Here is a 26,373-nt window from a genome sequence, read left to right on the forward strand (position 1 = left end):
CCTGTCCGCAAGATGAAGAGAGCGATCCCCCATCTGCACCCAAGCTGCCCCAAGGGAGCTGCCATTGCCATGCCGACTGTGAAATCGCTGCTCTAATGTCCGCGGTTGTTCCAAAGCCTACTACCGCTTTTTGCGCATACTGCGCTGTGCCTTGCGCTCTTCATCCACACGGATGTCGATCATCGCGTAGACGGCGGCGCGTTCGCGAACCGGGAGCGCAAGCAGCTCATGCGGCAGGATGCGGAGCTTATGGAGGGCGTAATAGGCATAGTTCGCTTCGCCATCGCCCTCGCGAATTAGTTTTTTACTTCATTAACAAGCTCGTTCATGTCCTGATTGAAGCCGTTTAGCGTCTGCACCTGCTGCAGCAGGCCCGTATATTCGCCAGGCAGGAGCATCTTGCGCAGGAGCGCCTCCGCACCCATGACGCCATAGGACTGTTGAAGCTCTGCATTTTTCAAGTCTGGATACACAACGCTTGCCACAATCAGCTTTGCGGTATATTCATTGAAGTCGATTTCCGGCGTAACAACCCCGCCTTTTCCCTTTACCTGCTTTGTGGCCGACTTGCGGCACTGCTCATTTTCCACTTCACTCATACTGCGTAGCGTCCAGGCAACCGGCTCACCCTTTTCATCTTTGAAACGCGGGGACACAACGAATGGCATCTCCGTATTGGGTTCCGCATTTTGGGCAAAGAAATAGCTTAATGTAGTCATCTTCAATCGCTCTCCTCATCTTGAATGGTAGTTATGTTATTTAAAATTACACTGTAGGTGCATTAAAGTTGCTTAAAATGTCAACATCATCAAATGTAAACTCCAATTCTTCCTCCAAAACGTCGCTCTCTGTATCCAGCTTCGCCATAACGACACTGTTCAGGTTCACGTTCTTCAACATGATTGTCTGCGTGCCCACCGAAGAAGTAGGATCTGCGTTTGTCACATTAATCGTAAAGTTTGTATCCTTGCCAGTCTTAATATAATCAAGCATCATTTTACGGAACAAAGCTGTCATATAGTAAATCGTCATGCTGCCTGTTCCCGACCAGCCGGAGGTTTTATGCTGTGTGGCGCGGCTGCCGAGTGTTTTAATTTCTGCTTTTTGTTTTTCTATTTTTGCTTCCAACGTTTTAATATAGAACATTTCTTCATTTTTTCCATTAATTTGCGCAAAAGCCGTGCCTTCACGACCCGAAATCGTATCCTTTGCTTGTAAGAAACCCATCTTACTTCACCTTCACTTTCATGTAAATTTTCTCTACTGCATCGACCGGCTGCACATTCAATTGAATGACGATACTGTCCGAAGCCTCACCCTTAGCAACAAGCACATCCGTCTGTGCGTCGAACGGCTGAATTGCATTCAAGCGCTCAAGCTGATCCAAATATGCAATACACGCTGCACGGAACAATTGACGTCCTTCTTCATTATTGTTTGTTTTCCCGACATACGCCGTTTCGAAAATTCGCTTCATATCGTTGGCGATGCCGTCCAGCACGCGAATAACGCGGTTTTTGGAGAATGGCTGGCCCTTTTCCGGCGTATATGCCGTCAATGTATTAATATCTTGCTCTACCACAGCATGGCCAAGATGGTGTACAAACACGAATTCACCCTTGCGCAGAGCTTCTTCCACCTGGGTATTTGTCATGCGAACATCAACGTCGACCGCATCTTCGTAAGCGGAATACGTCAACGACTCATTCATCGCTGCCGCTGCTGTTGCCGCAGCTACCCATACTGTTGCTTGAGCAGCATTCAATATTGTGCCGTCTGCCAGCTTTACGCCATTTTTGACGCTAATGATGCCTTCGTTATTCGCGGTTGGATATTGAGCCATAACCGCCTGAATCTTCTTCCCTTCATCTTCACGCATACGCTTCACAAATGCCGCATAGACAGAGCATAGCGCGGCATCAGTGGAAGGAAGCGCAACCGTATGGAAATCATGAACGGCAATCGCTTCGTGGAAAGATACATGATCCGCATTCACCACATTGCCGTCATCACCGCCTGTAAGCGGCAGACCCGCATTTGGCTCAATTGCACCTGTGCCTTCGAACTCAACCCAAGCGTTTGCAATCAGCTTTTCAGCTTGCTGCACAGTCTGGCTATCCACAATGCGTCCGCTAACTTTTGTAATGACATCCACCTTCGTATTGTCGTTCACATTCGTCTGCACGACGAGTTGAATATCGTTGCCGCGAACACCGCCAAAGCGTGCTTTCACTTTCAATTGATTGTGAGTTGCAGCCGCCTTGGCACCTTCATTCAATCGATACAACAGCACCTTCTTCGCACGTTTGAAAGCCTCGCGCACCAGCAGAAGTGCGTCATCCGTCAGCTCGTAACCTAGCTGCTCGAATACAGGTTCCCCTGCATGCAATTCCAGTACTTCTTTCACTGGCCCCCAGCTAAGCGTTAACGGCAGTGCCACAATCCCCCGCTCGCCAACTGCTCCCGATGGAGCAGCCTCTCCTTGAAAGCGTACATATACGCCTGGTCTTACTTTATTTTGCGTCGTCCATGTTCCTCCAGCCATTACTTTACCTCCTGAATTTGAAATTGGTACAGCAGCGCATCGATCTGCGCCTTCGTGTACTGCTCATTACTGGTTAGAAGCGCATGCAGCATGTCTCGCTCGCCTGCACTCCAGCATTTTGCCTTCAGCCACTGCTCCTTCGCAAAGGCGAATTCGCCCGCAGCCTCGGCATGTTCCACATTACGCTTGTCCTGCTTGTTTGCATCAGACATCTCGAATGCGTCCCTCCTGCTTCATAGCATTCATCTTGCTTGCTTCCTCTCGGGAACGCGCCAGCATGTACTCGTACTGCACTTGAAACCGCAGCTTGCGTTCAACGATTTCATGCTTCAAGCCTGTCCCCCTGCATAAGCCGCCGCCTGCTTCAATCAGCTCCAGCGCGTCGTAGAGCCCATCGGCAACATCATGAACAGAAGCCTTTCCGTCGGGATAATAATCGACCTCAAATGCTGCTCTCGCCTGAAAGCGGCGTTCGCCAACGCGAGTCCGTTCCCCTCGCACGAGCTTGACGACCAAGCACGGCGCTTGCTCGTCCGTTCGTTCTTCTGCTTCGAGCACGGGGATATCAGGGAAATATTCGCGCACCCGTCTCATCACCCCTTGCCGAATCTCGCAGCTTCGCAAGCCTTCACCTCCTATCCTGTGGTACAAAAAAACCGTTATACAGCTTCGCCGCAAACGGTTCTCCCTATATTCCGCAAGGCTGTCCTGCCCCATGCCCACAACCTCACACTATCATCTTAGCACCTTGCCCCGTCCAACCGAGTGCCATCATCCGGCCACCCGGAGGTCACTACTAAGTTACTTTTTTCGACTCGCCTCAAGCTCTGCGCACCTTAATCCTCAAACACTTCTATACCTAACATGAATGCTAGCTCCATAATCGCGCGTGCTTTAATTCTCCGAAATGTACGCTCACTTACGTTCAGATCATAGCATAGTAAGTAATCCGGCTTCGCTGTCTCTGGAGAGAGATAACAGCTTACAATAAGCTCTCTCTCAATATCGCCAAGGTGGGCAATCGCCTTCATTACATTATCGTATACGGTTCTCATATAGGCTTCCTTCTCCACATTATGCAGTGCAATCTCTTCTACCGGCTTTCCTACTTGATTCGTAGACCCATGCAATCTAGGCTCATATGAAGTGGTCATCTTCATCTCTCTCCGTACGATACCCGTTCGCTTGTACAAAGAAGCTATAGACAAATACTTTTCCACCATTTTACGAGTCGCTGTTCGATTAATCGTTGCTAACATCTTCATCGCCCCTTAATGAAAGGATATTATGGATAACGCAATATAGAATAAGTTATTTAAAACAACACTCCATGAAAAATAAAAAAACTGCAAAACTTGGCCTTGTGTTACGGAAAATTACACTATAGAATGATCCTTGTTCATTTAAATAACCATACATTGCGAACATTTGTTCCTATATGTTATACTGCAAGAATACCACGCTCTTTAAATGAACGTCAATCCTGAATTTATGAACATATGTAAAATAAGGGTGATAATGATGTCCATAACGAACAAAGAATTAGTAGGCACTCGCATTAAAGAGCTGCGGCTCAAGCAAGGCTTGTCGCAAGACGACGTCGCCCAGGCGCTTGACATGAAGCGCGCGAACGTCGCCAATTATGAGGCGGGACGAACGACACCGCCAAGTGACATCATCGGCAGGCTTGCCGATCTTTTGTATACGTCAAGCGATTATTTGCTTGGCCGTATCGATAATCCGATGCCGCTGGCCTTAACATCATCTGACTCCATTCCCGAGTGGGCCACTTGGAAGGATAAGAAGGATTTCCGCCAGCTGCTTGAGGAAGATTCGGAAATCATGTTCGATGGCGTCCCTATCGACGAAGAAGACCGTGAGCGAGTTCTCCATGTATTGGAGGCACTGTTCTGGGATGCAAAGAAGCGCAACAAGCGCAAGCCGCCACGGAGCTGAATACGACACATTGACTAACTTATCCGCGAGGTGCATCTCATGGATGTAGAGAAGATTGTACGATCCTTGATTCGAAAATATAAAACAAACTGTCCCTTTCAGCTTGCTCAGCATTTAAATATTCAAGTTAGGACTGCTGATCTGGGGAAATCTACGCGCGGCCTGTATTTCCACAAGCTTCGCCGCCGTTATATTGTCATCAATTCGGAATTGCCGTTCGAATGGCAGCGCTTCGTGTGTGCCCATGAGCTTGCTCATGATCGCCTGCACAAAGGGATTGGCCACTTTTTTACCGAGCAGCATACGTTGTTCCATGTAGGCAAGTTCGAGCGCCAAGCCAATCAATTTGCCCTGCATCTGCTGCTGCACGGTCAAGAATGCCTGTTGGGCGAAACGCGGGAAATGTACTGTGCACGCAACGATATTCCTGCTGAGCTGGCCAGATTTCTGCCTACGGATTCAGAACAAGAATAATTCGTACGAATGCCGTCACCTTTTCAAGCCTACTCCACATAGTATAGGGTAATGTTGAACTATGGGTGTATGTTATCAACCTGAGAGGTGAGATCAGTTACATGAAGGCACTTGTCACCGGGATCTCCGGATTCGTAGGCAGTCATATGGCGGAGTTTTTGTTGGATAAAAATGTAGAGGTAATCGGTACCATTCGCAACCGCAGCCGCCTTGAGCACATTAATCACATTCTGTCTGACATTCATCTTGTGGAATGCGAGCTTCGCGATGCTTTTTCCGTTGAAACACTCATTACCAAAGAGAAGCCGAATCTTATTTTTCATTTGGCCGCGCAGAGCTTTGTACCTACATCGTGGAACTCTCCTGCAGACACAATCTACAACAATGTTGCCGGCCAATTGAATATTTTTGAAGCCGTTAGACGCCTCAATTTGGATTGTAAAATTCAAATTGCTTGCTCCAGTGAGGAATATGGTCATGTTGAGCCTCATGAAACTCCGATTCGTGAAGAAAATCCACTCCGACCTTTAAGTCCATATGCAGTTAGTAAAGCCGCTCAAGACTATCTTGGGTATCAGTATCATAAGAGCTACGGCCTCCATGTCATTCGGACGAGAACGTTCAACCATACGGGCCCTCGTCGCGGCGAACAATTCGTAACTTCCAACTTTGCAAAGCAAATTGCCGAAATCGAGAAAGGCGTTCGTCCGCCTACTGTCCATGTTGGCAATTTGGAGGCGAAGCGCGATTTTACCGATGTACGGGATATCGTTCGCGCCTATTGGCTGGCGCTGGAACGAGCAGAAGCTGGCGATTGCTACAACATTGCATCCGGATCCTGCGTAACAATTCGCGAGATGCTCGATATGCTGCTGGCTAAATCCAACATTACGATCGACATTGTTCCAGATCCAAGCCGCATGCGTCCTTCCGACGTTGAAATTTTGCTCGGCGACCATTCGAAGTTTACAGAGCATACAGGCTGGAGACCTGAAATTCCACTTGATCAAACTCTCGAAGACCTGCTGAACTACTGGCGCGAACGCGTATAAACTGCGATACGAGTATCTAAGCGTAAACCGATGCGACCGCTTCTTCCGTCCGATGGAGTCGGTCGCATATTCTTTCTTATTTGATGCATATGGAAATGGGTATGGTAGAATAGATGATAAGAATCATCTATGCGTAGAGGAGGACAAGCATCATGAAGAAGGTTTGGAAAAAGCTGATGAAGAAAGGCTTTTCGGTTGAACTCGATCAACTTCCGCAAAACAAGCAGCAATTTTTAGATGAAATTGAACGTTATTGTGTACAAGAGAAAGTTAACTATAAGTTCATTGAATATGATCGCCCTGCCGTGATTTCGATTGATGATGTCGTTTATCAATGCCAAGTCGAAAATGCCGGAAGACCCGGTTTCGTCCTTCATTTTAAAGAAGTATGATAGCTTGGTACTACATAGTAGAGCCACATAATGCCGTCCTCGATGACGACTAGAAAGTCATCCACGACAAGGTATCCTTTCAGCTAAACATTTTCGTATCCGAGGTCGAGTACGATTTTGATCACCGCCTGTTTCATGCCGCACTCACCTGCTCTATAATGAAGCCGAGCTTCACCATCTGATAATATGTAATCAAAACTACTCTGATGAACTCGGCTTTCATTGTCTGCGATACAATGCTATGATGCGCGACAACATCAAAGCAACCCGCAAACTTTGGCGTTTAGCGGGTTGTTTTTGTTTGGTTTATGTGTACAGCAGTGCGGGAAAGGACAATTACAGATCAAGCTTTTTATAATCGCGTTGTTCAAGGTTGCGAGCAGTTTGGCTTAGCTTGACATTTTTGTGGTCCTGAAAGGTTCCCAATGCGAGATCAAAAACCGGATTTGTAACGCCGTACCAGTAATTTTCATTTTTATAGTGATGCCATAAATGGACTTTCTTCATCCAACGGCCCCATGGGGAGATGGGGGTAATCGGACGATGGGCAGCATAATGCTTCCACTCATAAAACAATAGGAATAGGATCATTCCAGCGATAAAAGCATTTGCCATCACGAGGCTTGATGTTATAAAGTAGGCAATTGTTCCCGCAATAGCGAAGTTCGGCAGGGAGTACCACAAAGGCAAAAACAATAAATGCAGGTCATCCGGATTTACGTGATGATCATAATGTAAACGTTTAATTATTTTTAACAGGAATGGGTTCTTCGGAGTTCTTATGTGAAAAAGAAAGCGGTGCGTGAAATACTCGGCAGCGGCATAAGTTGCCATGCCTATGGCGAAAGCAATCCATGTGCCGATAGTTGCTAGGCTCGGAATCAGAAAGCTAATACTGACCAGAAAGATTCCGCACATTATGCATATATCGGGGAAAAAGAAAAACTCTTTTACATATTTGGTCTTCATTCAAACCCCCTCCTGATTGCTAATATAGGGCCAACGTTTTTGTGTTTCATGAAACGGCCTTTTTGCTGCGCTGATCTATGAATATGCAGAAAATATGAAGTTGTTGCCGATTCATTATTGAAATTGAGATACTTCTTGACAGTTATTTGATGATGATGAAGCAGATACTTGCATCTGGCTTTAGTTATCGAATGATTGAAGCCGCGGAATAATGGTAACGGGGGCGAACGCACCATTGCGCCTGTGAAAGAGAGTACGCATGTAATCGCGTTGCGGATGATTTATGATGCCGAGCTAAGTTAGGTGTTGACGCGCCTCCTACTCTTGCATTTCCTCGTTGTCTTTACGGACGGTCGAACCCCGAGGGTTCGCTTCCCATCCTTTCTGCGCTCCATAAAACAAAAAAAGCGCCCTTCGGCGCATTTCATTTGTTATGGAGCGGGTGATGGGAATCGAACCCACGCCGGCGGCTTGGGAAGCCGCTGTTCTACCATTGAACTACACCCGCATATGCAAAAAACACTCGATTGCAGTATACCTGACATGAATGTAATAAGATGGTCGGGACGACACGATTTGAACATGCGACCCCCTGGTCCCAAACCAGGTGCTCTACCAAGCTGAGCTACGTCCCGACATGTATTGCACGCCACATCAAGTGACAAGAAATAATATAGCACAGCCCCTTCTATTCCGCAATACGTTTTCATTTGAACATTTATAATTATTTTCGATCGATGAAGATGGTATCCATCTAAACTAGTTATCCACTAAACCATGCTTTAATGCGTATCGGGTAAGCTGAACACGATTCTCCAAATGCAGCTTCTGCATAATATTTTTCAGGTGATTTTTCACCGTGTGCTCGGACAGCGAGAGCTGGGCCGCAATCGCCCGGTTCGATTCTCCCTTTGCCACACGTTCCAAAATTTCCCGCTCACGCCCTGTCAGTGGTGTTGACGCGGGGGCCTTGCTTTCTCCTTTGGCTGAAAACTCCTGCAATATACGAAACGCCAGCTCCTTCGACATCGGTGCCTCATCAATGGCGATAGCACGCAAATACTCATGCCACGCTGAAGGCTGTAGGTTCTTGAGCAAATAGCCTTGCGCACCCTTTTTCAATGCATCAAACAAATGCGTTATATCGTCCGATACGGTAACCATTACAATTTTCACGTATGGAAACTGCTCCTTGATCCGCTTGGTAGCTTCCAATCCGTCCATAACGGGCATGGAAATGTCCATCAGGATTAAGTCAGGCATCACTTGATCCGTCATACGGAGCGCATCTTCTCCGTTCACCGCCTCGCCCACAACGACGAACGCGGGATCAATCGCTAAAATATCCCTCATTCCCTCACGCGCATGTGCATTGTCATCGGCTATCAATACACGAAAACAATGCTGCTTTTCTGAACCGTGTTCCGCATTCATCTATATCCCTCTCCTTTTGCATCTTCTGTCATGATGAGCTCGAAATGCGTACAATCGTCAAATTTCCATCTCGTTCCACAGACAAGCCCCAGCCCATATTGATCGTACGGTCTCGCACCATCTTCAGCCCATACTTTCCTTTCTGTTCAAATGGTTCCCTTACAAATCCTTTGCCATCGTCTCGAATTTCACAGGTAAACCCTCCAGCGACAGGCTTGGCAATAACCCATACATGCTCCGCCTCCGCATGTTTGCGCACATTAAGCAGCGCCTCGCGAACCGAGGACAGAAGCGCTATTTTTTCTTTCAATGACAGTAAATCTTCGGACAGCTCCCACTTCACTTCCAGCGACCAATCCGTATCCTTGCGGATATCCTCAATCATGGTAACCAGTTGATTCGACCAAGACTCATTGATCTCCTCAGGCACCGTTTGCAAGTTCGCGATCGAAAGGCGCACATCCTCATACACATGCCGAACGGTCTGCCGCAGCTTATCCAGCTGTTCAGGCTGCTGCTCGATAGAGGCGGTCTCCAGTCGATCAATTTTGACTGCCAACATGAACAAGGATTGGGATATCCCGTCATGGAGCTCTTCTGCCAATCTGCCTCGCTCCTCTAAGGCCGCCTTCGTCTGCTGCTCACGCTGAAGCTTCCTCTGCGTCTCATCCAGCAGCTTGAACAATCGCGTCAGCAGCGTTGCGGATACAATGAAGACAATAGCAGGCGCGAGCCAGTTTCCAACCTCCATGGACACATAGGGAAGCAGGAACGAGTGGCGCACATATTCCCACAAGCCAATCGTAATCGTGGGAATCCATAGAATAAGATGTTTGATCGTACGATCCTTCAACTTGTCTCGCCCCATTCTGTAACGATCACTTTTCATTAATTCCTATTGTAATGAAAAAAGCATACGGTCACCAGTTCATAACCGCATGCCTTTTCTTCTTAATCGGACTGATATTACAGCTATAATTGCCTCGGTGCGCTTGTAGATTCTCGAATCACGATTTCCGAATCCAAACGCGTAGTCACACTGCGCTTATTCAACCCATTAATTTGCTTGATCAGCTGATCAACCGCCACTCTTCCAATTTGATGAGCAGGCTGGCGCATCGTTGTCAGCTGCGGCCGCAATTGGGAAGCAATCACTTGATCATCATAGCCGATTACAGACATATCATCTGGCACTTTATACCCTGCCTGCCAAAGTGCATTAATGGCGCCAATCGCTGTAAAATCATCGGCAGCGAACAGCGCCGTCGGCATACTTCCTTTTTTCAGCCAGCGCTGGACAGCATCATAACCGGATTGAATGCTGAATGCGCCATCCTCTATGGCATATGGCTCGAGGCCCGCGTCCTCCATTGCCCCCCTGAAACCCCTTTCACGTTCAAGCGCGCTCAAAAAGAACTGCGGTCCCCGAATGTGAGCGATCGAGCGATGCCCCAAATCAATCAAATGCTTCGTCGCTTCATATCCGCCTTTATAATTATCCACATTCACGTTTGTCACGGATGGTTGTATCGTTTGATTGTCAATAAGTACGAATGGAATTTTACGTTTTTTCAGTTCTACAACATAAGGCTCCTCGTGTACAGCTGAAAGAATTAACATTCCATCCACACGATCCTCCTGGATCAGGTCAGTGCCGACCCCTTGCTCCATCGGCTCTGCTGCAACCGATAGGGCTAAGTAATATCCATGATCTTTTAGCTGTGAGTACACCGTTTGTACGATACTATCCAGGAATGAATCTTGAAGCGTAGTAACAATCATCCCAATGACACCCGTTTTCCCCTTAGCGAGACTGCGAGCTGCCGCATTAGGATGATAGTCCAGTTCTTTCATCGCCTGCAGCACTTTAATCCGATTTTTCTCTCGAACCGTCTTTGCGTTGTTTAAAACGCGTGATACCGTTACGACGGATAAACCTGATTTCTTAGCCACATCAAAAATACTGACCCTCATATCCTTCTCCCCTCATGATCGATCATTAGATATGGAAAGGCATAATCTCTATGTTACCATCATAACCAACTTTAAAGCGTTATTCCATTAAAACATGATTTTATCTCTGCTATTTTTCGCCTTTTTAATAAATCTTTAGCAATGAACATTCCTTCCGTCTATAGCTCTGATTCTCATATGAAACGAAAATAGAAATACCCCGTATGAATAATACTACAAGGGATAGAGTTTAACTCGAGATAGGTGTTCAAAAGGAGCTGACCATTCATGATCGTAGTAACGACTGAACGTATTGCAAATTATGAAGTATCCGAAGTGCTGGGCACAGCATTTGGCGTAGTTGTTCGAGCTCGCGGCATCGGCGGCGACATTATGGCTTCCTTGAAGGGTCTCGTTGGCGGGGAAGTTAAGCAGTATACTCAAATGATCGAGGATGCTCGCCGACAAGCGATGGATCGTATGATTGAAAATGCTCACGCGATGGGTGGAGACGGTATCATCATGATGCGCTTCGACAGCGGCGACGTTGGCCAGAATATGAGTGAAATCGTAGCTTACGGAACCGTTGTTAAGCTGAGAGCGGTGCAATCCTAATGGACGATGTCGTACACTTCTTCCAACTCGCTTTACTCGTATACGGTCTGCCCCTTATCGGCCTTGTCATTCTTATTTTGATCGGCAAGAAATACTTCGACAAGCGCTATAAGCAATACGATAACCCTTTGGACGCCATTGGCGTAAACGGTGATTTCATTCCTACGAAGGAAATTTTTATTGACCCGAAGGATGGACTGAAATATCAAGTGTATTACAACTCCAAAACAGGCGAGCGCAAATACGTTCGCATGCAATCGTAATCGATTCCTACCGATATCCGGGTACACAAAAAAGACCGCTCAGCGTTCAGGCTGAAGCGGTCTTTCTATCGTACAGGACAGTTGCCGTCCTTTACGAATTCTTTTTAGGAATGGAAACCTCTGGCGTCGTCATCTGATCATAGAAGTCCAGAAATTTATCCCGATTATCAGAAGCAAGAATCGCCATAGCTGAACGAGGATGCTCATCCAGCGTGCCGGTAATCAAGTAAGGAATCAAGTAACCCCACTCCCATTTTTCACGCATCGGAATCATATGCTCTTCAAGGAACCCGAGCACGGCCCGAAGCTGATATTTGCTGTTTTTCAAATGAGTCAATAGAGCTTCTGTCGGACAGTTGCCTGCTCCGCGCCCCATTCCATATACGGAAGCATCCAGCATTTCAACACCGAGCTCTGCCGCCACAAGTGTGTTCGAGAAAGCCAGCTGCATATTATTATGCGTATGAACACCAAGCCGCTTATTCGGCAGATGCTCCTTAAACTTATTAACAAGGAAATGAAAATCATTATGATCAAGACTGCCGTATGAATCTACGATATATACCACATCTACGACACTTTCTTTAATCATTGCAAATGCTTCTATGAGATCATTTTCCATCACATTTGACAGCGCCATAATATTTAGCGTTGTTTCATAACCGCGATCATGGAACGTACGTACCAAATCCAGTGCCTTGTCCACATCCTTGATATAACAAGCAACTCGGATTAAATCCAACATACTTTCGCTGCGAGGCAAAATGTCGTTCTCATCCACACGGCCGATATCCACTAGCGCGGATAGCTTCGTAGTTCCCTTCTGCGGAATGACAGTACGTAAAAAATCGTCGTCCAAAAATCGCCAAGGGCCTGCTTCGTCAGCGCCTTTGAGCAGTTTAGGCGAATTTTTGTAGCCGATTTCCATATAGTCGACGCCAGCTTCATTTAATGAAGCGTACAAGCTTTGCACGAACTCGACGCTGAAGTCCCAATTGTTCACTAGACCACCGTCGCGGATTGTGCAGTCGACAATTTTGCAGTGATTCGTTTTCATCCCGCTATCTCCTTTGCCAAATGTTTTCTCTCCATTCTAATGGAAAAAAACTCATAAAGCAAAGCAAAAAAGCTTCATTTTTGTGGCGATTTGATACAAATTGATAGATTATCTCTATTTTTAAGCTTTTTCTATAAAAAAAATCACATGTACTTTTTCTTCGCTTGTGCTACATTCAATGTAAATTCAATTGATACCGATTATCATTATAAATAAGAAATTGGCACTTTACACCTAAAGATGAACCGATATAGATGAAGAAAGAAGGATTATAAATGCGCTCGACTCATTCAACGATGCTCTGTGAGAGCATGTCCCTATGTCAACTGAAGCCTGGTCAACGTGCATGCATTTGCGATTTGTCCAAGGTTCATGCATCGGTATGCCACCGACTGCGCGATTTGGGCATAACAGAGGGAACCCACGTAGAGCTGAAACGTACCAGCTTGTTCGGCGGCCCGCTCACCCTTGAGGCAAATGGACAATTGTTCGGCATTCGCCAAAGCGAGGCTCGGTTTATCGGGGTGAACGGCGCATGAACACTTGTACGACCGCACTTGTAGGCAATCCGAATACGGGAAAAACCTCCTTATTCAACGCCCTCACCCGCTCCTATGAATATGTAGGCAACTGGACAGGCGTTACCGTAGAAAAGAAGGTAGGCCAACTCCATCGCAATTCGGGCACCCTAATTGACCTGCCAGGCATCTACTCCTTGCAGCCGATGTCCCGGGACGAAAGCGTAGCGGTAAGTTACCTGCTTCACGAAAGACCTGACACCATACTGAACGTCGTCGATGCGTCACAGCTAGAACGCAATTTATATTTGACCGTACAATTACTGGAATATGGCCTGCCTGTTCATATCGCTCTGAACATGAATGATGTCGCCCAAGGTCGCGGTATTCATATCAATACGCAGAAGCTGTCCAAGGCGCTTCATGTTCCCTTGCTTCCCGTCAATGCAAGACGCAAACAGGGCATTGATGCTATTCTGCAACATATCGATAAAATTCCTTCCCAACAATCCGGAAGTCGGGCAGCAACGAACGATGGAGATCACTCATTCCAACTGGATTACGGAGAGATCACGGAGCTGGCTATTCAGCGTATGTCAGAGTGGCTGCCCTGCCAAGAAGGAGTGCCTGCAAGATGGATTGCGCTGCAATATTTGGAACAAAACAATACGGTTCGTGAATGGGTTCAGGGCCATCTGAGTCAAGACATAAATGAACAGATAAAACACTTGTGTGAAGCAACGGAACAGCAGCTTCAGGAGCAAGGCATTGCGCTTCATATGGCACAGCATATACGTGCGGTTCGTACAGCCTTCATCCAAGGTGTGTGTGCAGAGGCGATTGATAGCACGAAGGAGAGAGCCGAAACTTTAACAGAACGCATCGATGCCATCGTGACAAATCGCTGGCTCGGGATTCCGATTTTTCTCGGCATTATGTTCCTCATGTTCAAGGCAACATTCGAATGGATTGGAACACCGACGTCGGACGCATTGGATGCCTTCTTCTCTGGCCCATTAACAGAGGGCGCAGCATCCGTGTTGAATGCCATGGGCGTATCGCCCTTCACCCATGCGCTAATCGAAGAAGGTATGATCGCGGGCGTTGGCGGCGTGCTCGTATTCATACCGCAAATTTTTATTTTGTTCTTATTCATATCCTTTATTGAGGATTCGGGATATATGGCTCGCGTCACCATTGTCATGGATCGACTTATGGAGGCTGTTGGCTTAAACGGCAAGGCATTTATCCCCTTTGTTATCGGCTTCGGGTGCAACGTGCCCGGCATTATGGCCGCGCGCACAATTGAGCAGCCGCGGGAACGGCTCGTCACCACTTTGCTCGTACCGCTAATGTCGTGTTCAGCTCGATTGTCCGTGTACGCCTTGTTTGCAGGTGTATTTTTCAAGAGTCACCAAGCGCTCGTTGTACTGTCTCTATACGTCATGGGCATTGTGCTCTCCCTGCTGCTGGCCAAGCTGTTCACCAAGCGGATGATGAAGGAGGAACAGAGCATATTCGTCGTCGAGCTTCCGCCTTATCGGATGCCGCAATGGCAAACCTTGTTCCGCAGTACATGGGAAAAAGGCAAGGGATTCGTCCGCAAAGCCGGTACCTTCATTCTTGGAGGCTCCGTGCTGATCTGGCTGATGACATATGCTGGGCCAGGCGGTTTTGGAGTTGAAATGGATGACTCCTTCCTAGCAATGATTGGCGGCGTGCTGGCACCATTGTTCGCTCCGCTTGGATTTGCGACATGGCAAGCGGGTGCATCCTTAATTACCGGTTTTCTGGCAAAGGAAGTTGTCGTATCCACGATGAATATCATCTATCACGCACCGGATACGGCCATGCTCGAATCCCAAATTGCCGGCGCATTCACACCGTTGTCTGCGTATGCATTCTGTGCATTTGTGCTATTGTATGTCCCTTGTCTCGCGACGGTAGGCATTATCAAAAAAGAAACCGCATCCTGGCGCTGGACGTGGTTCTCCATAGGCTATTCCTTGATCATTGCCTATGTTGTCGCGCTTATCATTACGGGAATCGGCAAATTGCTCGGTTATTCCTGAAACGAAGAGGTGAATCGCATGTCGTGGCCGGAAATCGGAATCGTAACGATCATATTTGCTTATGCACTGTGGATGGTTGTTCGCCATGTACGCAAGACAAAGCAAGGAGCTTGTGCTGCATGCGCATTAAACCGCTCATGCTCGTCCGGGTGCGCTGCTCATCCACATGCGGCTCCTGCTTCTCAGCATGGAGATCAGCTCAAGAGGTAACAAGCAGTTGTACAATCGAAATCGCATATCGCGTTGCATTCGTGAGCCGCTATCGGCTTCACTAAAATGGCGATTCATTTCATGACACAATAAAAAGAACAGTAGGCGGGATAACGAATCTCGTTCTACTGTTCTTTTGCTTTTACACTTTCCCATCAAGCGATCTTACATTCCAGAACCATGCTTCCCCGTTATAGGCGTCTTGATCATATCAGCATCGTACAGCATGGCGAGCTGCCTTGTTTCTACCCGCTCATTGCTCATACAAACGAACAAGCTCATCCACAAGCTCGCCTACATAAGACACAGCTTCCCGAATTGTATTCGTATCGGACATATCCACGCCCGCCAGCTTCATCAGCTCCAATGGCGGTAAGGAGCCTCCTGCCTTCAGCGCCGTTAACCAGCGCTCCACGGCAGGCTGGCCTTCTTCGCGGATTCGCTTTGCGGCTGCTGTCGAGGCCGTTAGTCCTGCAGAGTATGTATATGGATATAAGGACATGTAATAATGCGGCTGACGCATCCAAGTCAGTTCTGAACCTGGATCCATCACAACGGCGTCTCCCCAGAAATCGCTCTGAACCTGCCCCTTCAATTGCGACAAAAGATCGGCCGTAATAGGCTCTCCCTGTGAAGCAAGCTCATACACCCGGCGCTGCATTTCGCCTTCCAGCAGATGCGTTACAAAATTATGATAGTACGTACTCAACAGTTGTGTAATAATCCAGCGTCTCATTCGAGGATCGTTCGACTGACGGAATAAGTGGTCAGCCAGCAGCATCTCGTTCATCGTGGATGGTGCCTCAATAAAATAAAGCGATGGACGCGTGTTCGTTATTCGCTGATGTTTATGAGCCAGCATAAAATGTCCAGCATGGCCAAGCTCATGAGCCAAGGTGAATGCCCCTCGCATACTTCCGGTCCATGTCATCAAAATGTAGGAATGGGCGTCATAGATCGATGAACAGAATGCCCCTGTCGATTTGCCTACATTGTCCGCATAGTCAATCCAACGATTCTGAATGGCTTCCCCGATAATTGCTGCGTATTCTGGCCCCATAACCTGCAGCGCCTCTTCCACCTGCCTCGCTGCGGCCTCGAACGAAATTTCCGGATTATATTCAGGATCGAACGGCGCATGCAAATCACTAAAGCGAAGCTCATCCAGCTCAAGAACACGCTTCTTAAGATTTGCCCATCTTCGCATATGCGGAGCAAGCTCGGTTTGTATCGTATCTAATATGGCGTTGTACATTTGCTTCGTCACTTGTTGATTATGCAGCAGCATATCTGTTACATGATCATATCCGCGAAGCTTTGCCAGCACGACCTGCTTCTTCACTTCTGTCGCATACGCAGCCGCAATCCCGTTGCGGTGGGCATACAGGGTTTCGGAAAATGATCGGAATGCTTCTCTGCGCAAGTATGTATTTGGGGAGCCCACATATCGACTCTCAAATAAGGCAAAAGATAGCGGGTATGTCGTACCCTCCTGATCGGTAACAGATTCGAACGACATGTCCGAAAGCTTGATTTGATTATAAATTTTGTACGGTGCTCGTAAGACACTGCCAAGTGCTGCAAGCGTCGATTCGGTCTCACTGCTCAGTCGATACGGCTTATTGCTTGCAATTTGATCCAAATAAGGCTTGAATTCCAGTAGCTTAGGCTCTTCTTCATAAAAAGCGGACAATACCTCGTCCCCCATGTTACTAACTTCAGACTCGAAGAAGGATAGAGCAACTGACACTTCAGCCAGCATATCCTGCGCACGGCTGTTATTCCCTTGATTCACTGGATTCGTGCTGTCTTCCGTCCATCGTAAATGCGCATAACTGCCGCATAACTGCTCACGTTTCCAAATGGCCTCCATTGCTTCCAGACAAGCCAGCAGAGTTCCGGCATCTTCATGCAATTTGCCTGTAAATCGAGTAACCGAGCCCAAATCAGCTGTAATCGCTTGCAATTCCTCAAGCCATTTTGCGTCTGATTCGAACAAATCCTCCAATCTCCAAGTTGCCTCCAGAGGGACTTCTGATCGTTTCATTCGTGCTGCTTGCGTCGCCATTCTTCCATCGCTCCTTTTTTCCACAATGTAGTCGTATCCAAGCACATCCTCATTTTACTACGATATATACTTGCAAATAAACAAAAACAAGTCTCCTCATACCAGATACTCAGCAATTGGCGGTATAAGGAGACCCCGTATCAAGCTCTGTTTAGTATCGGTTCAAATACCCTGCCTGCTGCAGCAGCCGCTTCAATACTACAACAGCTTCTGCGCGTGTGGCCGTTCCATTCGGCACAAAATGGTCAAAAGAACGTCCTTCCATTAATCCATTGTTTACGACCTTCGCTACCGCATCCTTGGCCCACGAAGCAATCTTGCTCCGATCCTTGAACGCTCGGAGAAGCTCCTCCGTATTCCCCTCTGCAAGGTTCATCCCTACAAGCTCGGCTGCTCTGGCTAGCAGCATACTAATCTGCTCCCGCGTGATCCTATCATTCGGACGGAAACGTCCGTTATCGCCTTGAATCAGTCCCTGCTCAACAGCTGCTCCTATTGCGCCTGCATACCAATCCTTGGGCTGAATATCTGAAAAAGGTGAAACATCTGTCTTCTCCTTCATGCCGAGGGCCCGCACCAGCATAGTCGTGAACTGAGCACGCGTCAACGGATCGCCAGGATCGAAGCGGGTATCACTCGTCCCCTTCACGATGAGCTTGGATGCCAGCAGTAAAATGTCTGTCTCTGCCCAATGTCCCTGAATATCAGCAAAAATAGGTGACTGCACCTCAGCAATGGTAAAGATGCCTGTCTCCGATAGCTGAAGCGATGCTTCCAAGACTCCATCTCGAGACTCGAACAAGGCAGGGAGGAAGGAGATTCGTCCCAAATGTCGATCATACGAAATTGCCGTAACTCGATTTTTATCAGATATTGCGGCCGGAAGCTTGTAGTCAAACTGAGCCCGCACGCGACTCAATGTGGTTGCTTGCTTTCTATCCCCATCCTTCACGGCAAATTCAATTTCGAACGGTGACCCAAGCTGTAGAGCTCCTTCAACTGCCAATCGTTTCTGCAGCTCTTTATCCTGTTCTTTTGTTAGCGTTCTGATCTGAATCTGAAGCTCTTCTGTTTTCTGAACGCTGCTGCTGCCTAATGCTGATCTCAAGGCATGAAGCGGGAGAGTAAGCTCTCCGAACGATGATTCGATACGTATGCTCGGCTTCAACTGCGAAAACTCTTCCGCAGCCTGCAGCACGCCCTTCACCGGTAAACTGATATCCAGTACATCCTGAACGTTGGAGATGCTATAGGTAAAAATCGGAGCAGTTGATGATTGCTTTTTGAATTGCTCGATTTCTGCCTGCATCGGTGCAAGATTAATCCTTGCCTCAGTTACGAATTGACCGTCCTTATTCTGCCTATGCGAAATGGACAAACGCTCTGGTTTAGCAGGAGCTGCAGGCTGCTGCGATACAACTGCACCGCCGGATTGGCTTGAATCCCCTGAATTCGAGTCTGTATCTCCAGAACCGGTGCGGGTGATATCAATCGTTCGACTGTTTGTTTTGATCTTGTCGACAAATACTTGGACGGTAACACTGTTATGGCCAACGGACAGCGGGATGACGGACTTGAACGTACCGCTCGCACCCACCGTTGCGGCCTGCCCGTTTAAATAAACCTCAGATTTCCCCGTGCCCAGCACTTCAACCTGACCCTCTACCCATATCTCTCGGCTCGATGTCTTTCGTCCTTCATCATCCTTCAATCCGCTGAGTACAGCTGCCCGTACTGAATTGCCTGTATCATATGCATTTGCCACAAGCTGACGCAGCGTACTCGTCCCGGAAGGATCAACGGTCGTAATGACAAATCCCCCTTGCGGGATGATGCTATTATTTTGCTCTGGCACTGCCCAATTCCACTGAATAGCTTGATTGCGATTGACCACCTTCGTCACCTGACCGGAAGCATCAACTACTACTTCGACTCCAAATTGATTCGTGCCCGTTGAATAACCGAACGCATCAGTAAGTACATTTACATTTCCTTCGACTCGGTTCACATTATAATAATTCCCCTCCAGAAATGAATTTGGGCTATTCGGCAAGCTGATGCCAAGCTGGTAATCCTTCACGTATTCTTCATCCCTCAGCGCAGCAGCGGCAATCGGCCAGTTGATCTGCGACGCATCGAATAGCATCAGCCCGTTCGTCGTGCTTAATCCTGCTTGGAATGCCTCCCTCTGCATGGACGGAGACTGCACGTTCACCAGCGAGATTCCCGCATAGAGCGGAACTTCCCCGTTGGTGACAATATTACCGAGCGTAATGTATTTCTTTACTTCCTTACTCGTTGTCTGATAGGCGCCAATCATAAGGAAGTCCAAGTATTCAATATATCCTGTACCGTAATATTCAGGGGTATATACAGATTGATCAGGGAGTCCCAACCTTTCATCATAGCGAAAATTAGCACTTCCCCAATTGACGCCATTCAAATAGTACGTTTCATACCATGAACCGACATAGGAAGACACCTGAATTGTACGTCCCGTCGAAGCTTCATAGGAATCAACCAATGCCTTTACTTCACCGAAGAAGCTCTTAATTGTCTGCGAGCGGAATTCCCACCACTCTTGAATAAGTGGTCCATAGATTCGGGTATTCTGCTCATAGCGATAAATATCGTTAGGCCAGTTCTGCAGACGCTTACCTTTTGCCTGCAAAAACTGCTCAAACTTGATTCGGGTAATATCGCTGAAATCAGCGGTTTCGTTATCATACCTCCCTCTATCATGTACAACTCCGTCTACATCGTAGTTTTTGATCACTTCCTCGAACGTTTTTAGCTGATAGGCTCTACCCTCATCATGAGATGGATTGACAAAGGCAACGAGCCCCTTTTTCGCGCTATCACGCAGACGCTTGATTTCCCCGTTATTTTCCGGAACATACACGCGCTCCTCCCAATCCAAGTGCTGATCGAGCACGGCATATTCATTATGGGCAATCGAGCCTTCCGCGAATACATTCACAGATGCGTGCACTTTTAAGCCGAGCGCATGGCCATGGGTGACGAATTCCTGCAGCAGATCGAGATTCGGGTTGGAGCCAGACTTCTCCGGCGCCTTTATCTCACTGACATACGGTCTTCCCGTTAGATCATTCTTTTTGTAGGATGCGAATCCCTCAACCCCCTTCACATCGAAAATGATCGTTGTCACGCCCATGTCCTTCGCTTTTTTCAGGAAGGCCTGCACCTGCTCACTGGATTGGAACTTCCTTGCATTGGCAGCCTGATCTACCCACAATATAACTTCCTTCTTCGGGGCAAATCCTGGTCTGCTGAATACAACAATATGCCGCTTATCCTGTTCTTTGCCATTCTTCATGACCGCAATATCCACATAATTCGTACCGCTGTTGAGGGGTACCGGAACGGAAAAAGAACCGTCCGCACCGAATGTCTCCTGCTTTCCATTCATGAACAACACGGTTGCAGCAGGGTTATCCATATTCATAATACGTCCAGTAATGATCGTCTGTTGATCCGTAACCGTATACATGGAGTCATTGTCCAGCACTATTCTTGCGATTGCGCCATTCCCGCTCATCACATCTCTAACGGAGACAACCTCGCCATTTTTGCGAAGCTTGATTTGATCCCCAGCCTTGAAATGAACAGCCAGATACCGCTTGATGTAATTCGACGCGTAGCTGTCATCCTGTGCCGTTAGCACATACCCGCCGTCAGGGATTTCCAGTGTAGTTGGCCCCGTCCAGACAGGCGGCTTGCCATTAATGGAAGGATTGACGACACGGAGTACGCGATTGTGCTCATCGACCTGCACAGCGACATTATATTGAGGGATGACAAGAGTGGAGCCATAATCGCGGGTAAACAAGGCAACGACATTGCCGTGTTGGGACAGATCTGCATCTACGACATCAATTTTATGCCGCGGCCCTTGAATTTCAATGGTTACATCGATTGGTGCAGCCTCCACCTCAATATAATCAGAGCCCTGCCCGGAACGGTCATAAGTAACGGTAAGCTGGGACATGGCCAGCTCTAAATCACCCTTCATCAAGCGAACCGTTATGCTGTTGACCCCAGCAATCAAATATACGGGGAGCATAAAGCTTCCGTTCGCTGTAATACTGGCTTGTTTCCCCCCAATCGTAACCTGAATATTCTGATTTTCTCGATAATTGGCTACATAACCTTTGACCTCGATCATCGGTACCGTTACCTTTGATTCCGAAGGGGTTACGAGATGCAGCTCCGGTTTCAATTCCGGCTCAGGGTCAGGCTTCTGATTGCGGAAATCGGCCGCCGTTACCTCCTTGCCGCCTCTCATTAGTCGAATGCGATCTCCAACGCCATAATGGTGAAATAGTGGTTTTTGATGAATGGAAGAGTCCCATGTGGTTCCACCGGAAAGCACGATGTAACCTTCCTCAGGAATGGAAATGCGGATGTCATCGTCCCATGACACCGGTGGGTCGGCGTCCGGGCCATATACGGCTTCGACAACACTGTGGGAATTGACGACAATAGCCATCTCGTATTTTTTGACGAATACTTCATTGCCATACACTGTATTCGTTACTCCAGCCCCGCTCGTATACAGGGCCAAGTAATCCGTTTTATTCCTCAATGAATCCCTAGGGGCATTCATATCGCTAATAAGAAGCGTCTGCGATGCATCCTGCGAGACAAGCGTAACAGGATCAGATCCAACCGAAGAGTCAAGCTGATGTTCGAGGGGAGGCACAGCGGCCTCTGCTTGTGCGAGATTAGGCACAGTCTGCAGCATCGAGGAGAAGAGGAGAATGGCGACAAGCCAGAAGGACAACGGTCTCAGCAAGATGTATCTCATTACAATTACCACCTTTCCTAGTTCTCCATCCGAAGGAGAACGATTTGGGAGTTATACGCAGTTGACCAGTGCGTGTGTATCAAGCTGGGACTCATCACCTCCTTTTTTGTCGCTTAAAAGATGTTGTTTCTGCCCCACATTGTAAATAGAAAGCGCTTTCGTTATTAGAGGTGTGGCATTACTTTTTCTGGTAAAATCATGTTTTCTTTTGTTTCACCTCATGTCATGAATGCTTCTGCTTCCTAACCACTACAGCAGCAAACGGATGAAAAGGCGGAACAAACAATTTAATTCAATTTTTACATTGAACCTCCCATTATTTAGTGTATGATAGAAATTATTTCATTCGACTCCTCTTCTCAAGCCGATGATGGGAAGCTTCATGTCGTTCACGATTGGAGGTAAGGCTATGTCGCGCAACACTTCGCTATCGATGTCTTGGCTGCTTCGATATGTAATCCCAGTGAGAGGGCGTTTGCTTTTTCTCTTGGTTATGCTGCTCGTATCTACCGCATTTCAACTCGTTAACCCGCAAATTGTTCAGCAATTTATTGATACGGCAGCCTCACAAGGCACACTATCTACCCTGCTGTTACTCGCAGGCTTATATCTGATTATTGCTGCCCTCACCCAGCTCATTACCGTCGCCATCAGTTATCTGGGCAACGATATATCATGGCGTGCCACCAACACCTTGCGCGCAGATCTGCTCAAGCATTGCCTTGGGCTGGATATGCATTTTCATAATCGCAAGACGCCTGGGGAAATGATTGAACGGATTGACGGCGACGTTACTGGTATGTCCAATTTTTTTGCGATGTTCATTGTTCAGGTTATCGGCAGCTTCATTCTGCTGGCTGGCATCCTTGGCTTCATGTTTACCGTGAATTGGCCTATCGCACTCGCGATGGCGATTTTTACCCTGCTGTCGATTGGATTTATGACATTCATTCGCAACATGGGGGTCAGCATTTCCAAGGATGAACGGGCTGCAAGCGCATCCTTATTTGGTCTTATAGAAGAACGAATTGCAGGCATAGAGGATGTACAGGCAAATGGAGCCGTTCCTTATGTCATCAATCGATTCCACCAGGCAATGCACAAGGTGTTCCGAACAGGGCGCAAAGCATGGATGCTGCGGGTCGTTCCGTGGAATACGACGGTGGTACTCTTTGCTATAGCGGTTACAGTTGTGCTGCTCTTAGGCGTGCATTACTATCTCATTGGTCAAATATCGCTTGGTACTCTTTTTCTTATTTTTCAATATACACAAATGCTGAACACACCTATCGAGCAACTGGGAGATCAAATTCAAGAATTTCAGAAGGCCAAATCCGGCATGATGCGTTCGCAAGAGCTTCTCTCCCTTCAAAGTGAGATTGTAGATGGTACGAAGGAGCAACTGCCAGATGGAGCATTGGGACTGGAATTCGATCATGTCACCTTCGGCTATAACGAGGAGAAGGTTGTACTTCACGATATAACCTTTGCGGTTCAGCCCGGTCAGCGTCTCGGCATCATCGGGCGAACCGGCAGCGCAAATCCAGCATTAGCCGTCTTCTGCTTCGTCTGTACAACATAGACAGCGGCATCATCCGCATTGGCGGTGAGGATATTCGCAGCTTAAAGCTGGAGACACTGTATCGCCGAGTCGGGATGGTGACGCAGGATGTTCAGCTTTTTGATGGAACACTGCGTGACAATCTAACTTTATTCGACCCTGAGATAACGGATGAGAGCATCTTCGAGACGACCGATAGACTTGGACTGCGTCAATGGATCGATGCGCTCCCGAACGGACTCGATTCCCACTTATCCTCCGGTGGAACTTCGCTATCCGCTGGAGAGGCCCAGTTGTTCGCCTTAACTCGCGTCTTCCTAACGAATCCGAGCATAATCGTGCTTGATGAGCCGTCGTCCCGGCTCGATGCGGCTACGGAAGCGATGCTCCAAACCGCAGTAGATCAGCTAATGGAACAATGTACGGGCATCATTATCGCTCATCGCTTGGCTACCCTGGAGCAAGTAGATGCGATCATGGTGCTGCAGCATGGACGAATCGTTGAGCTGGGTCCACGCGAGGAGTTGGCCAGCGATCCATCCTCGCATTATGCAATGCTGCTGAGAACAGGACGAGAGGAGGAATTGGCATGACTGTCACGCACTTTATGATTCGCTTGTTCCAGTTCCGCCCTACGCTCTTCCTGCTGAACGGGGTGCTGTGGGGCATATTCCACTCCATTCCACTGTTTCTTGGACTAGGTATGCAATGGTTTTTCGACAGAGCAACGACACAATCTCATGATTATATGTGGCTGGCCGTGCCGCTCATTGTGATCGCTATTTTTCGAATGCTGCGCGTCGGTGTGTTCTTCGCCGCATTCTATCAATGGGTGACTTACATTTATCATCTTCAAGCCGTACTGCGCACCAATATGCTGGCCGGCATTATGCGCTGGCCAGGCCGCCATCTCCCTGCATCACCTGGAGATGCAGCCAGCCGATTCCGCGATGATGTCAATGAAGTCATCGAATATGTGGAATCATGGGTCGACTTCTGGGGACGATTGGCCTTTACGCTCGTATCCATCGTCATTATGGCCAATATCAATTGGCTCATTACAGCAGTAGCTATTTTACCGCTTCTCGCGGTTACGTTGCTGAACAATCTATCGGGCAACCGCGCACGTCGCTACAGCCAACTAAATCGAGAAGCAACATCGAAAATTACCGGGTTCATTGCGGAAATATTCGGTGCTGTTCAAGCACTGAAGCTGGGGCAGGCTGAACGCCATGTGCATCAGCGGTTCGTCGATCTTAATGAAAATCGCCGTCAGGCAGCCCTTAAAGACACACTCTTTACACAATGGATGAAATCGCTCAATCAGCATGTGCTCACCATTAGTACCGGCGGCATTCTGCTTATGTGTGCAGCGGAGATGCAGGCTGGGCGGTTTACAGTAGGTGATTTCGCGCTGTTCACTTCTTATCTGACGAACTTTGCTTTCAGTATTTCCTTGTTCGGCTATATGGTGTTTCAACACAAGCGTCTTCGGGTGTCCCTTGATCGCATGCGCATCCTGTTTCAGCCGGGTGAGGAAGATCGCATCGTTGAACATAGTAAGATATATTTGCATGGAAAGCCTCCTGAAGATCCTGTTCGCTCGCTTCAACCGGAGGAGCGGCTGCAAACCTTGGAGATAAAGGATGTATCCTTTCTTTATCCGAATTCGGAGAATGGCATTCGCAACATTCACTTCCGCATGAAGCGGGGCGAGTTCCTCGTCATCACTGGCCGAATCGGCTCAGGGAAGTCAACGCTGATGCGTACCTTACTAGGATTGCTGCAAAAGTCGGAAGGAACAATTTGTTGGAATGGAAAGGAGATCGATCCCGCTTCCTTTCTGATTCCGCCTAAAGCTGCCTATACACCCCAGGTGCCTCGCTTATTCAGCGATCCGCTGCGAGAGAATATTATCATGGGCAGCATTCAAGAAGAGAATGCCTTGGAGCGGGCCATTCGACTGGCCGTCATGGAGCGAGATATCGAGCAGCTTGAGAATGGGCTCGATACGTATGTGGGACCACGCGGCGTCATGCTCTCTGGCGGACAAATTCAGCGAGCGGCAACAGCCAGAATGATGATGACACAATCAGAGTTGTACTTGTTCGATGATCTGTCCAGCGCCCTAGATGTAGAAACCGAGCAACTGCTCTGGGAACGATTGTTCACGGAACGCGACGCAACCTGTATTGCCGTGTCACATCGCCGCGCTGCCTTAAGCAGGGCTGATCATATTATCGTCATGAAGGATGGTTGCATCGAGGCAGAGGGAACATTAAGCGAGCTGCTCGCAACATCTCCAGAAATGCAGCTGCTCTGGCAAGGTGAACAGTCCTCTACGGAAGAAGCACAGCCGGAGCAATTGGTTAATACCTAATATGGCCCACATGCCTCTTCACACAT

26 protein-coding genes and 2 tRNA genes are annotated in these 26,373 nt (G+C 47.9%); 13 read left to right on the forward strand and 15 right to left on the reverse strand.

Features of this window, described 5'->3' with window-relative positions; genetic code table 11:
- The first annotated feature begins 105 nt into the window (after nucleotides 1–105).
- Nucleotides 106–300 (forward strand): hypothetical protein, encoded by a 195-nt coding sequence (locus tag ACQ5BJ_RS20380; protein ID WP_040736116.1) that lies wholly within the window; start codon nucleotides 106–108, stop codon nucleotides 298–300.
- On the opposite strand, the gene ACQ5BJ_RS20385 is transcribed toward ACQ5BJ_RS20380, so the two are convergent.
- The 6 genes from ACQ5BJ_RS20385 to ACQ5BJ_RS20410 all read right to left on the reverse strand — a co-directional run bounded on the left by ACQ5BJ_RS20385 (nucleotide 297) and on the right by ACQ5BJ_RS20410 (nucleotide 3,804).
- The gene (locus ACQ5BJ_RS20385) at nucleotides 297–719 is read right to left on the reverse strand and encodes a phage tail assembly chaperone (RefSeq protein WP_005548554.1); all 423 of its coding nucleotides are present in this window, start codon (nucleotides 717–719) and stop codon (nucleotides 297–299) included. The two genes, ACQ5BJ_RS20380 and ACQ5BJ_RS20385, sit on opposite strands and share 4 nt — an antisense overlap.
- 46 nt (nucleotides 720–765) lie before the next feature.
- Nucleotides 766–1,227 carry a phage tail tube protein gene (locus ACQ5BJ_RS20390; RefSeq protein ID WP_005548556.1) on the reverse strand — a complete coding sequence of 154 codons (462 nt, stop codon included), beginning with the start codon at nucleotides 1,225–1,227 and terminating at the stop codon, nucleotides 766–768.
- A 1-nt stretch (nucleotide 1,228) separates the two neighbouring features.
- The gene (locus ACQ5BJ_RS20395; RefSeq protein ID WP_005548559.1) at nucleotides 1,229–2,545 is read right to left on the reverse strand and encodes a phage tail sheath family protein; all 1,317 of its coding nucleotides are present in this window, start codon (nucleotides 2,543–2,545) and stop codon (nucleotides 1,229–1,231) included.
- On the reverse strand, nucleotides 2,545–2,757 hold the full coding sequence (locus ACQ5BJ_RS20400) for a hypothetical protein (RefSeq protein WP_430112154.1): 213 nt from the start codon (nucleotides 2,755–2,757) through the stop codon (nucleotides 2,545–2,547). Before ACQ5BJ_RS20400 ends, ACQ5BJ_RS20395 begins: the two co-directional genes overlap by 1 nt.
- On the reverse strand, nucleotides 2,750–3,169 hold the full coding sequence (locus tag ACQ5BJ_RS20405; RefSeq protein WP_157266944.1) for a phage tail terminator family protein: 420 nt from the start codon (nucleotides 3,167–3,169) through the stop codon (nucleotides 2,750–2,752). Before ACQ5BJ_RS20405 ends, ACQ5BJ_RS20400 begins: the two co-directional genes overlap by 8 nt.
- Nucleotides 3,170–3,381: 212 nt before the next feature.
- Entirely contained in the window at nucleotides 3,382–3,804 is a 423-nt protein-coding gene (locus tag ACQ5BJ_RS20410) for an ArpU family phage packaging/lysis transcriptional regulator (RefSeq protein WP_005548565.1), read from the reverse strand.
- Between the two features lie 259 nt (nucleotides 3,805–4,063).
- On the opposite strand from ACQ5BJ_RS20410, the gene ACQ5BJ_RS20415 reads away from it, so the two are divergent.
- The 4 genes from ACQ5BJ_RS20415 (at nucleotide 4,064) to ACQ5BJ_RS20430 (ending at nucleotide 6,419) form a co-directional block, all read left to right on the forward strand.
- Nucleotides 4,064–4,501: a helix-turn-helix domain-containing protein gene (locus tag ACQ5BJ_RS20415; protein ID WP_430113415.1), complete on the forward strand. Its 438-nt coding sequence runs from the start codon at nucleotides 4,064–4,066 to the stop codon at nucleotides 4,499–4,501.
- A 39-nt stretch (nucleotides 4,502–4,540) separates the two neighbouring features.
- Entirely contained in the window at nucleotides 4,541–4,975 is a 435-nt protein-coding gene (locus ACQ5BJ_RS20420; RefSeq protein ID WP_005548568.1) for an ImmA/IrrE family metallo-endopeptidase, read from the forward strand.
- 101 nt (nucleotides 4,976–5,076) lie between these two features.
- Complete coding sequence (locus ACQ5BJ_RS20425) at nucleotides 5,077–6,027, forward strand: GDP-mannose 4,6-dehydratase (RefSeq protein WP_005548569.1); 951 nt, start codon at nucleotides 5,077–5,079, stop codon at nucleotides 6,025–6,027.
- Nucleotides 6,028–6,179: 152 nt separating this feature from the next.
- Nucleotides 6,180–6,419 carry a DUF4318 domain-containing protein gene (locus ACQ5BJ_RS20430; RefSeq protein WP_005548570.1) on the forward strand — a complete coding sequence of 80 codons (240 nt, stop codon included), beginning with the start codon at nucleotides 6,180–6,182 and terminating at the stop codon, nucleotides 6,417–6,419.
- 336 nt (nucleotides 6,420–6,755) lie between these two features.
- Here ACQ5BJ_RS20430 and ACQ5BJ_RS20435 read toward each other — a convergent pair whose 3' ends face one another.
- The 6 genes from ACQ5BJ_RS20435 to ACQ5BJ_RS20460 form a co-directional block, all read right to left on the reverse strand.
- A complete protein-coding gene (locus ACQ5BJ_RS20435) occupies nucleotides 6,756–7,388 on the reverse strand; it encodes a sterol desaturase family protein (protein WP_262866636.1) in 633 nt (210 codons plus the stop codon).
- 434 nt (nucleotides 7,389–7,822) lie between these two features.
- Nucleotides 7,823–7,896: transfer RNA gene (locus tag ACQ5BJ_RS20440), tRNA-Gly, on the reverse strand.
- A 50-nt stretch (nucleotides 7,897–7,946) separates the two neighbouring features.
- Nucleotides 7,947–8,023: transfer RNA gene (locus ACQ5BJ_RS20445), tRNA-Pro, on the reverse strand.
- 124 nt (nucleotides 8,024–8,147) lie between these two features.
- Entirely contained in the window at nucleotides 8,148–8,822 is a 675-nt protein-coding gene (locus tag ACQ5BJ_RS20450) for a response regulator (RefSeq protein ID WP_005548572.1), read from the reverse strand.
- A gap of 28 nt (nucleotides 8,823–8,850) precedes the next feature.
- Nucleotides 8,851–9,690, reverse strand: a complete 840-nt coding sequence (locus tag ACQ5BJ_RS20455) for a sensor histidine kinase (protein ID WP_040736119.1) — start codon at nucleotides 9,688–9,690, stop codon at nucleotides 8,851–8,853.
- Nucleotides 9,691–9,794: 104 nt separating this feature from the next.
- Entirely contained in the window at nucleotides 9,795–10,796 is a 1,002-nt protein-coding gene (locus ACQ5BJ_RS20460; protein ID WP_268620758.1) for a LacI family DNA-binding transcriptional regulator, read from the reverse strand.
- A gap of 267 nt (nucleotides 10,797–11,063) precedes the next feature.
- Here ACQ5BJ_RS20460 and ACQ5BJ_RS20465 point away from each other — a divergent pair, with 267 nt between their 5' ends.
- Both ACQ5BJ_RS20465 and ACQ5BJ_RS20470 read left to right on the forward strand, forming a co-directional pair.
- On the forward strand, nucleotides 11,064–11,390 hold the full coding sequence (locus tag ACQ5BJ_RS20465) for a YbjQ family protein (protein WP_005548576.1): 327 nt from the start codon (nucleotides 11,064–11,066) through the stop codon (nucleotides 11,388–11,390).
- Complete coding sequence (locus ACQ5BJ_RS20470) at nucleotides 11,390–11,653, forward strand: hypothetical protein (RefSeq protein ID WP_005548577.1); 264 nt, start codon at nucleotides 11,390–11,392, stop codon at nucleotides 11,651–11,653. The genes ACQ5BJ_RS20465 and ACQ5BJ_RS20470 overlap by 1 nt, the downstream gene beginning before the upstream one ends.
- Before the next feature lie 91 nt (nucleotides 11,654–11,744).
- On the opposite strand, the gene ACQ5BJ_RS20475 is transcribed toward ACQ5BJ_RS20470, so the two are convergent.
- On the reverse strand, nucleotides 11,745–12,710 hold the full coding sequence (locus ACQ5BJ_RS20475) for an aldolase catalytic domain-containing protein (RefSeq protein ID WP_005548578.1): 966 nt from the start codon (nucleotides 12,708–12,710) through the stop codon (nucleotides 11,745–11,747).
- Nucleotides 12,711–12,985: 275 nt separating this feature from the next.
- On the opposite strand from ACQ5BJ_RS20475, the gene ACQ5BJ_RS20480 reads away from it, so the two are divergent.
- The 3 genes from ACQ5BJ_RS20480 to ACQ5BJ_RS20490 all read left to right on the forward strand — a co-directional run bounded on the left by ACQ5BJ_RS20480 (nucleotide 12,986) and on the right by ACQ5BJ_RS20490 (nucleotide 15,575).
- Nucleotides 12,986–13,249 carry a FeoA family protein gene (locus tag ACQ5BJ_RS20480; protein ID WP_005548579.1) on the forward strand — a complete coding sequence of 88 codons (264 nt, stop codon included), beginning with the start codon at nucleotides 12,986–12,988 and terminating at the stop codon, nucleotides 13,247–13,249.
- Nucleotides 13,246–15,300, forward strand: a complete 2,055-nt coding sequence (feoB, locus tag ACQ5BJ_RS20485; protein ID WP_430112160.1) for a ferrous iron transport protein B — start codon at nucleotides 13,246–13,248, stop codon at nucleotides 15,298–15,300. Before ACQ5BJ_RS20480 ends, feoB begins: the two co-directional genes overlap by 4 nt.
- Nucleotides 15,301–15,419: 119 nt before the next feature.
- Nucleotides 15,420–15,575, forward strand: a complete 156-nt coding sequence (locus tag ACQ5BJ_RS20490) for a hypothetical protein (protein ID WP_262866680.1) — start codon at nucleotides 15,420–15,422, stop codon at nucleotides 15,573–15,575.
- 188 nt (nucleotides 15,576–15,763) lie between these two features.
- Here ACQ5BJ_RS20490 and pepF read toward each other — a convergent pair whose 3' ends face one another.
- Together pepF and ACQ5BJ_RS20500 are read right to left on the reverse strand one after the other, a co-directional pair.
- Nucleotides 15,764–17,578, reverse strand: coding sequence for an oligoendopeptidase F (gene pepF / locus ACQ5BJ_RS20495; RefSeq protein ID WP_430112162.1), 1,815 nt, complete (start codon nucleotides 17,576–17,578; stop codon nucleotides 15,764–15,766).
- A 151-nt stretch (nucleotides 17,579–17,729) separates the two neighbouring features.
- Nucleotides 17,730–22,406 carry an S-layer homology domain-containing protein gene (locus tag ACQ5BJ_RS20500; RefSeq protein ID WP_430112164.1) on the reverse strand — a complete coding sequence of 1,559 codons (4,677 nt, stop codon included), beginning with the start codon at nucleotides 22,404–22,406 and terminating at the stop codon, nucleotides 17,730–17,732.
- Between the two features lie 409 nt (nucleotides 22,407–22,815).
- Between ACQ5BJ_RS20500 and ACQ5BJ_RS20505 the strand changes: the two genes are divergently transcribed.
- Genes ACQ5BJ_RS20505 through ACQ5BJ_RS20515 form a run of 3 tightly spaced genes read left to right on the forward strand, consistent with a single transcriptional unit; the run spans nucleotide 22,816 to nucleotide 26,347 of the window.
- Nucleotides 22,816–23,988 (forward strand): ABC transporter transmembrane domain-containing protein, encoded by a 1,173-nt coding sequence (locus ACQ5BJ_RS20505; protein WP_430112166.1) that lies wholly within the window; start codon nucleotides 22,816–22,818, stop codon nucleotides 23,986–23,988.
- Nucleotides 23,989–24,005: 17 nt separating this feature from the next.
- Complete coding sequence (locus ACQ5BJ_RS20510) at nucleotides 24,006–24,560, forward strand: ATP-binding cassette domain-containing protein (protein WP_430112261.1); 555 nt, start codon at nucleotides 24,006–24,008, stop codon at nucleotides 24,558–24,560.
- A complete protein-coding gene (locus ACQ5BJ_RS20515; protein ID WP_268598759.1) occupies nucleotides 24,557–26,347 on the forward strand; it encodes an ABC transporter ATP-binding protein in 1,791 nt (596 codons plus the stop codon). The genes ACQ5BJ_RS20510 and ACQ5BJ_RS20515 overlap by 4 nt, the downstream gene beginning before the upstream one ends.
- Nucleotides 26,348–26,373: the final 26 nt, after the last annotated feature.

The sequence above is a fragment of the Paenibacillus sp. B1-35 genome, assembly GCF_050474385.1.
Classification (GTDB): Bacteria; Bacillota; Bacilli; order Paenibacillales; family Paenibacillaceae; genus Paenibacillus_B; species Paenibacillus_B alvei.

Excerpts from the sequence above, each read along its gene's own strand:
- ACQ5BJ_RS20395 (WP_005548559.1), bottom strand. The coding sequence starts at position 2,545 with ATGGCTGGAGGAACATGGACGACGCAAAATAAAGTAAGACCAGGCGTA.
- ACQ5BJ_RS20450 (WP_005548572.1), bottom strand. The coding sequence starts at position 8,822 with ATGAATGCGGAACACGGTTCAGAAAAGCAGCATTGTTTTCGTGTATTG.
- ACQ5BJ_RS20460 (WP_268620758.1), bottom strand. The coding sequence starts at position 10,796 with ATGAGGGTCAGTATTTTTGATGTGGCTAAGAAATCAGGTTTATCCGTC.
- ACQ5BJ_RS20420 (WP_005548568.1), top strand. The coding sequence starts at position 4,541 with ATGGATGTAGAGAAGATTGTACGATCCTTGATTCGAAAATATAAAACA.
- ACQ5BJ_RS20480 (WP_005548579.1), top strand. The coding sequence starts at position 12,986 with ATGCGCTCGACTCATTCAACGATGCTCTGTGAGAGCATGTCCCTATGT.
- ACQ5BJ_RS20475 (WP_005548578.1), bottom strand. The coding sequence starts at position 12,710 with ATGAAAACGAATCACTGCAAAATTGTCGACTGCACAATCCGCGACGGT.
- ACQ5BJ_RS20505 (WP_430112166.1), top strand. The coding sequence starts at position 22,816 with ATGTCGCGCAACACTTCGCTATCGATGTCTTGGCTGCTTCGATATGTA.
- ACQ5BJ_RS20415 (WP_430113415.1), top strand. The coding sequence starts at position 4,064 with ATGATGTCCATAACGAACAAAGAATTAGTAGGCACTCGCATTAAAGAG.
- ACQ5BJ_RS20455 (WP_040736119.1), bottom strand. The coding sequence starts at position 9,690 with ATGGGGCGAGACAAGTTGAAGGATCGTACGATCAAACATCTTATTCTA.
- ACQ5BJ_RS20470 (WP_005548577.1), top strand. The coding sequence starts at position 11,390 with ATGGACGATGTCGTACACTTCTTCCAACTCGCTTTACTCGTATACGGT.
- ACQ5BJ_RS20500 (WP_430112164.1), bottom strand. The coding sequence starts at position 22,406 with ATGAGATACATCTTGCTGAGACCGTTGTCCTTCTGGCTTGTCGCCATT.
- ACQ5BJ_RS20430 (WP_005548570.1), top strand. The coding sequence starts at position 6,180 with ATGAAGAAGGTTTGGAAAAAGCTGATGAAGAAAGGCTTTTCGGTTGAA.
- pepF (WP_430112162.1), bottom strand. The coding sequence starts at position 17,578 with ATGGCGACGCAAGCAGCACGAATGAAACGATCAGAAGTCCCTCTGGAG.
- ACQ5BJ_RS20435 (WP_262866636.1), bottom strand. The coding sequence starts at position 7,388 with ATGAAGACCAAATATGTAAAAGAGTTTTTCTTTTTCCCCGATATATGC.
- feoB (WP_430112160.1), top strand. The coding sequence starts at position 13,246 with ATGAACACTTGTACGACCGCACTTGTAGGCAATCCGAATACGGGAAAA.
- ACQ5BJ_RS20390 (WP_005548556.1), bottom strand. The coding sequence starts at position 1,227 with ATGGGTTTCTTACAAGCAAAGGATACGATTTCGGGTCGTGAAGGCACG.
- ACQ5BJ_RS20400 (WP_430112154.1), bottom strand. The coding sequence starts at position 2,757 with ATGTCTGATGCAAACAAGCAGGACAAGCGTAATGTGGAACATGCCGAG.
- ACQ5BJ_RS20425 (WP_005548569.1), top strand. The coding sequence starts at position 5,077 with ATGAAGGCACTTGTCACCGGGATCTCCGGATTCGTAGGCAGTCATATG.
- ACQ5BJ_RS20410 (WP_005548565.1), bottom strand. The coding sequence starts at position 3,804 with ATGTTAGCAACGATTAATCGAACAGCGACTCGTAAAATGGTGGAAAAG.
- ACQ5BJ_RS20465 (WP_005548576.1), top strand. The coding sequence starts at position 11,064 with ATGATCGTAGTAACGACTGAACGTATTGCAAATTATGAAGTATCCGAA.
- ACQ5BJ_RS20385 (WP_005548554.1), bottom strand. The coding sequence starts at position 719 with ATGACTACATTAAGCTATTTCTTTGCCCAAAATGCGGAACCCAATACG.
- ACQ5BJ_RS20490 (WP_262866680.1), top strand. The coding sequence starts at position 15,420 with ATGCGCATTAAACCGCTCATGCTCGTCCGGGTGCGCTGCTCATCCACA.
- ACQ5BJ_RS20515 (WP_268598759.1), top strand. The coding sequence starts at position 24,557 with ATGACTGTCACGCACTTTATGATTCGCTTGTTCCAGTTCCGCCCTACG.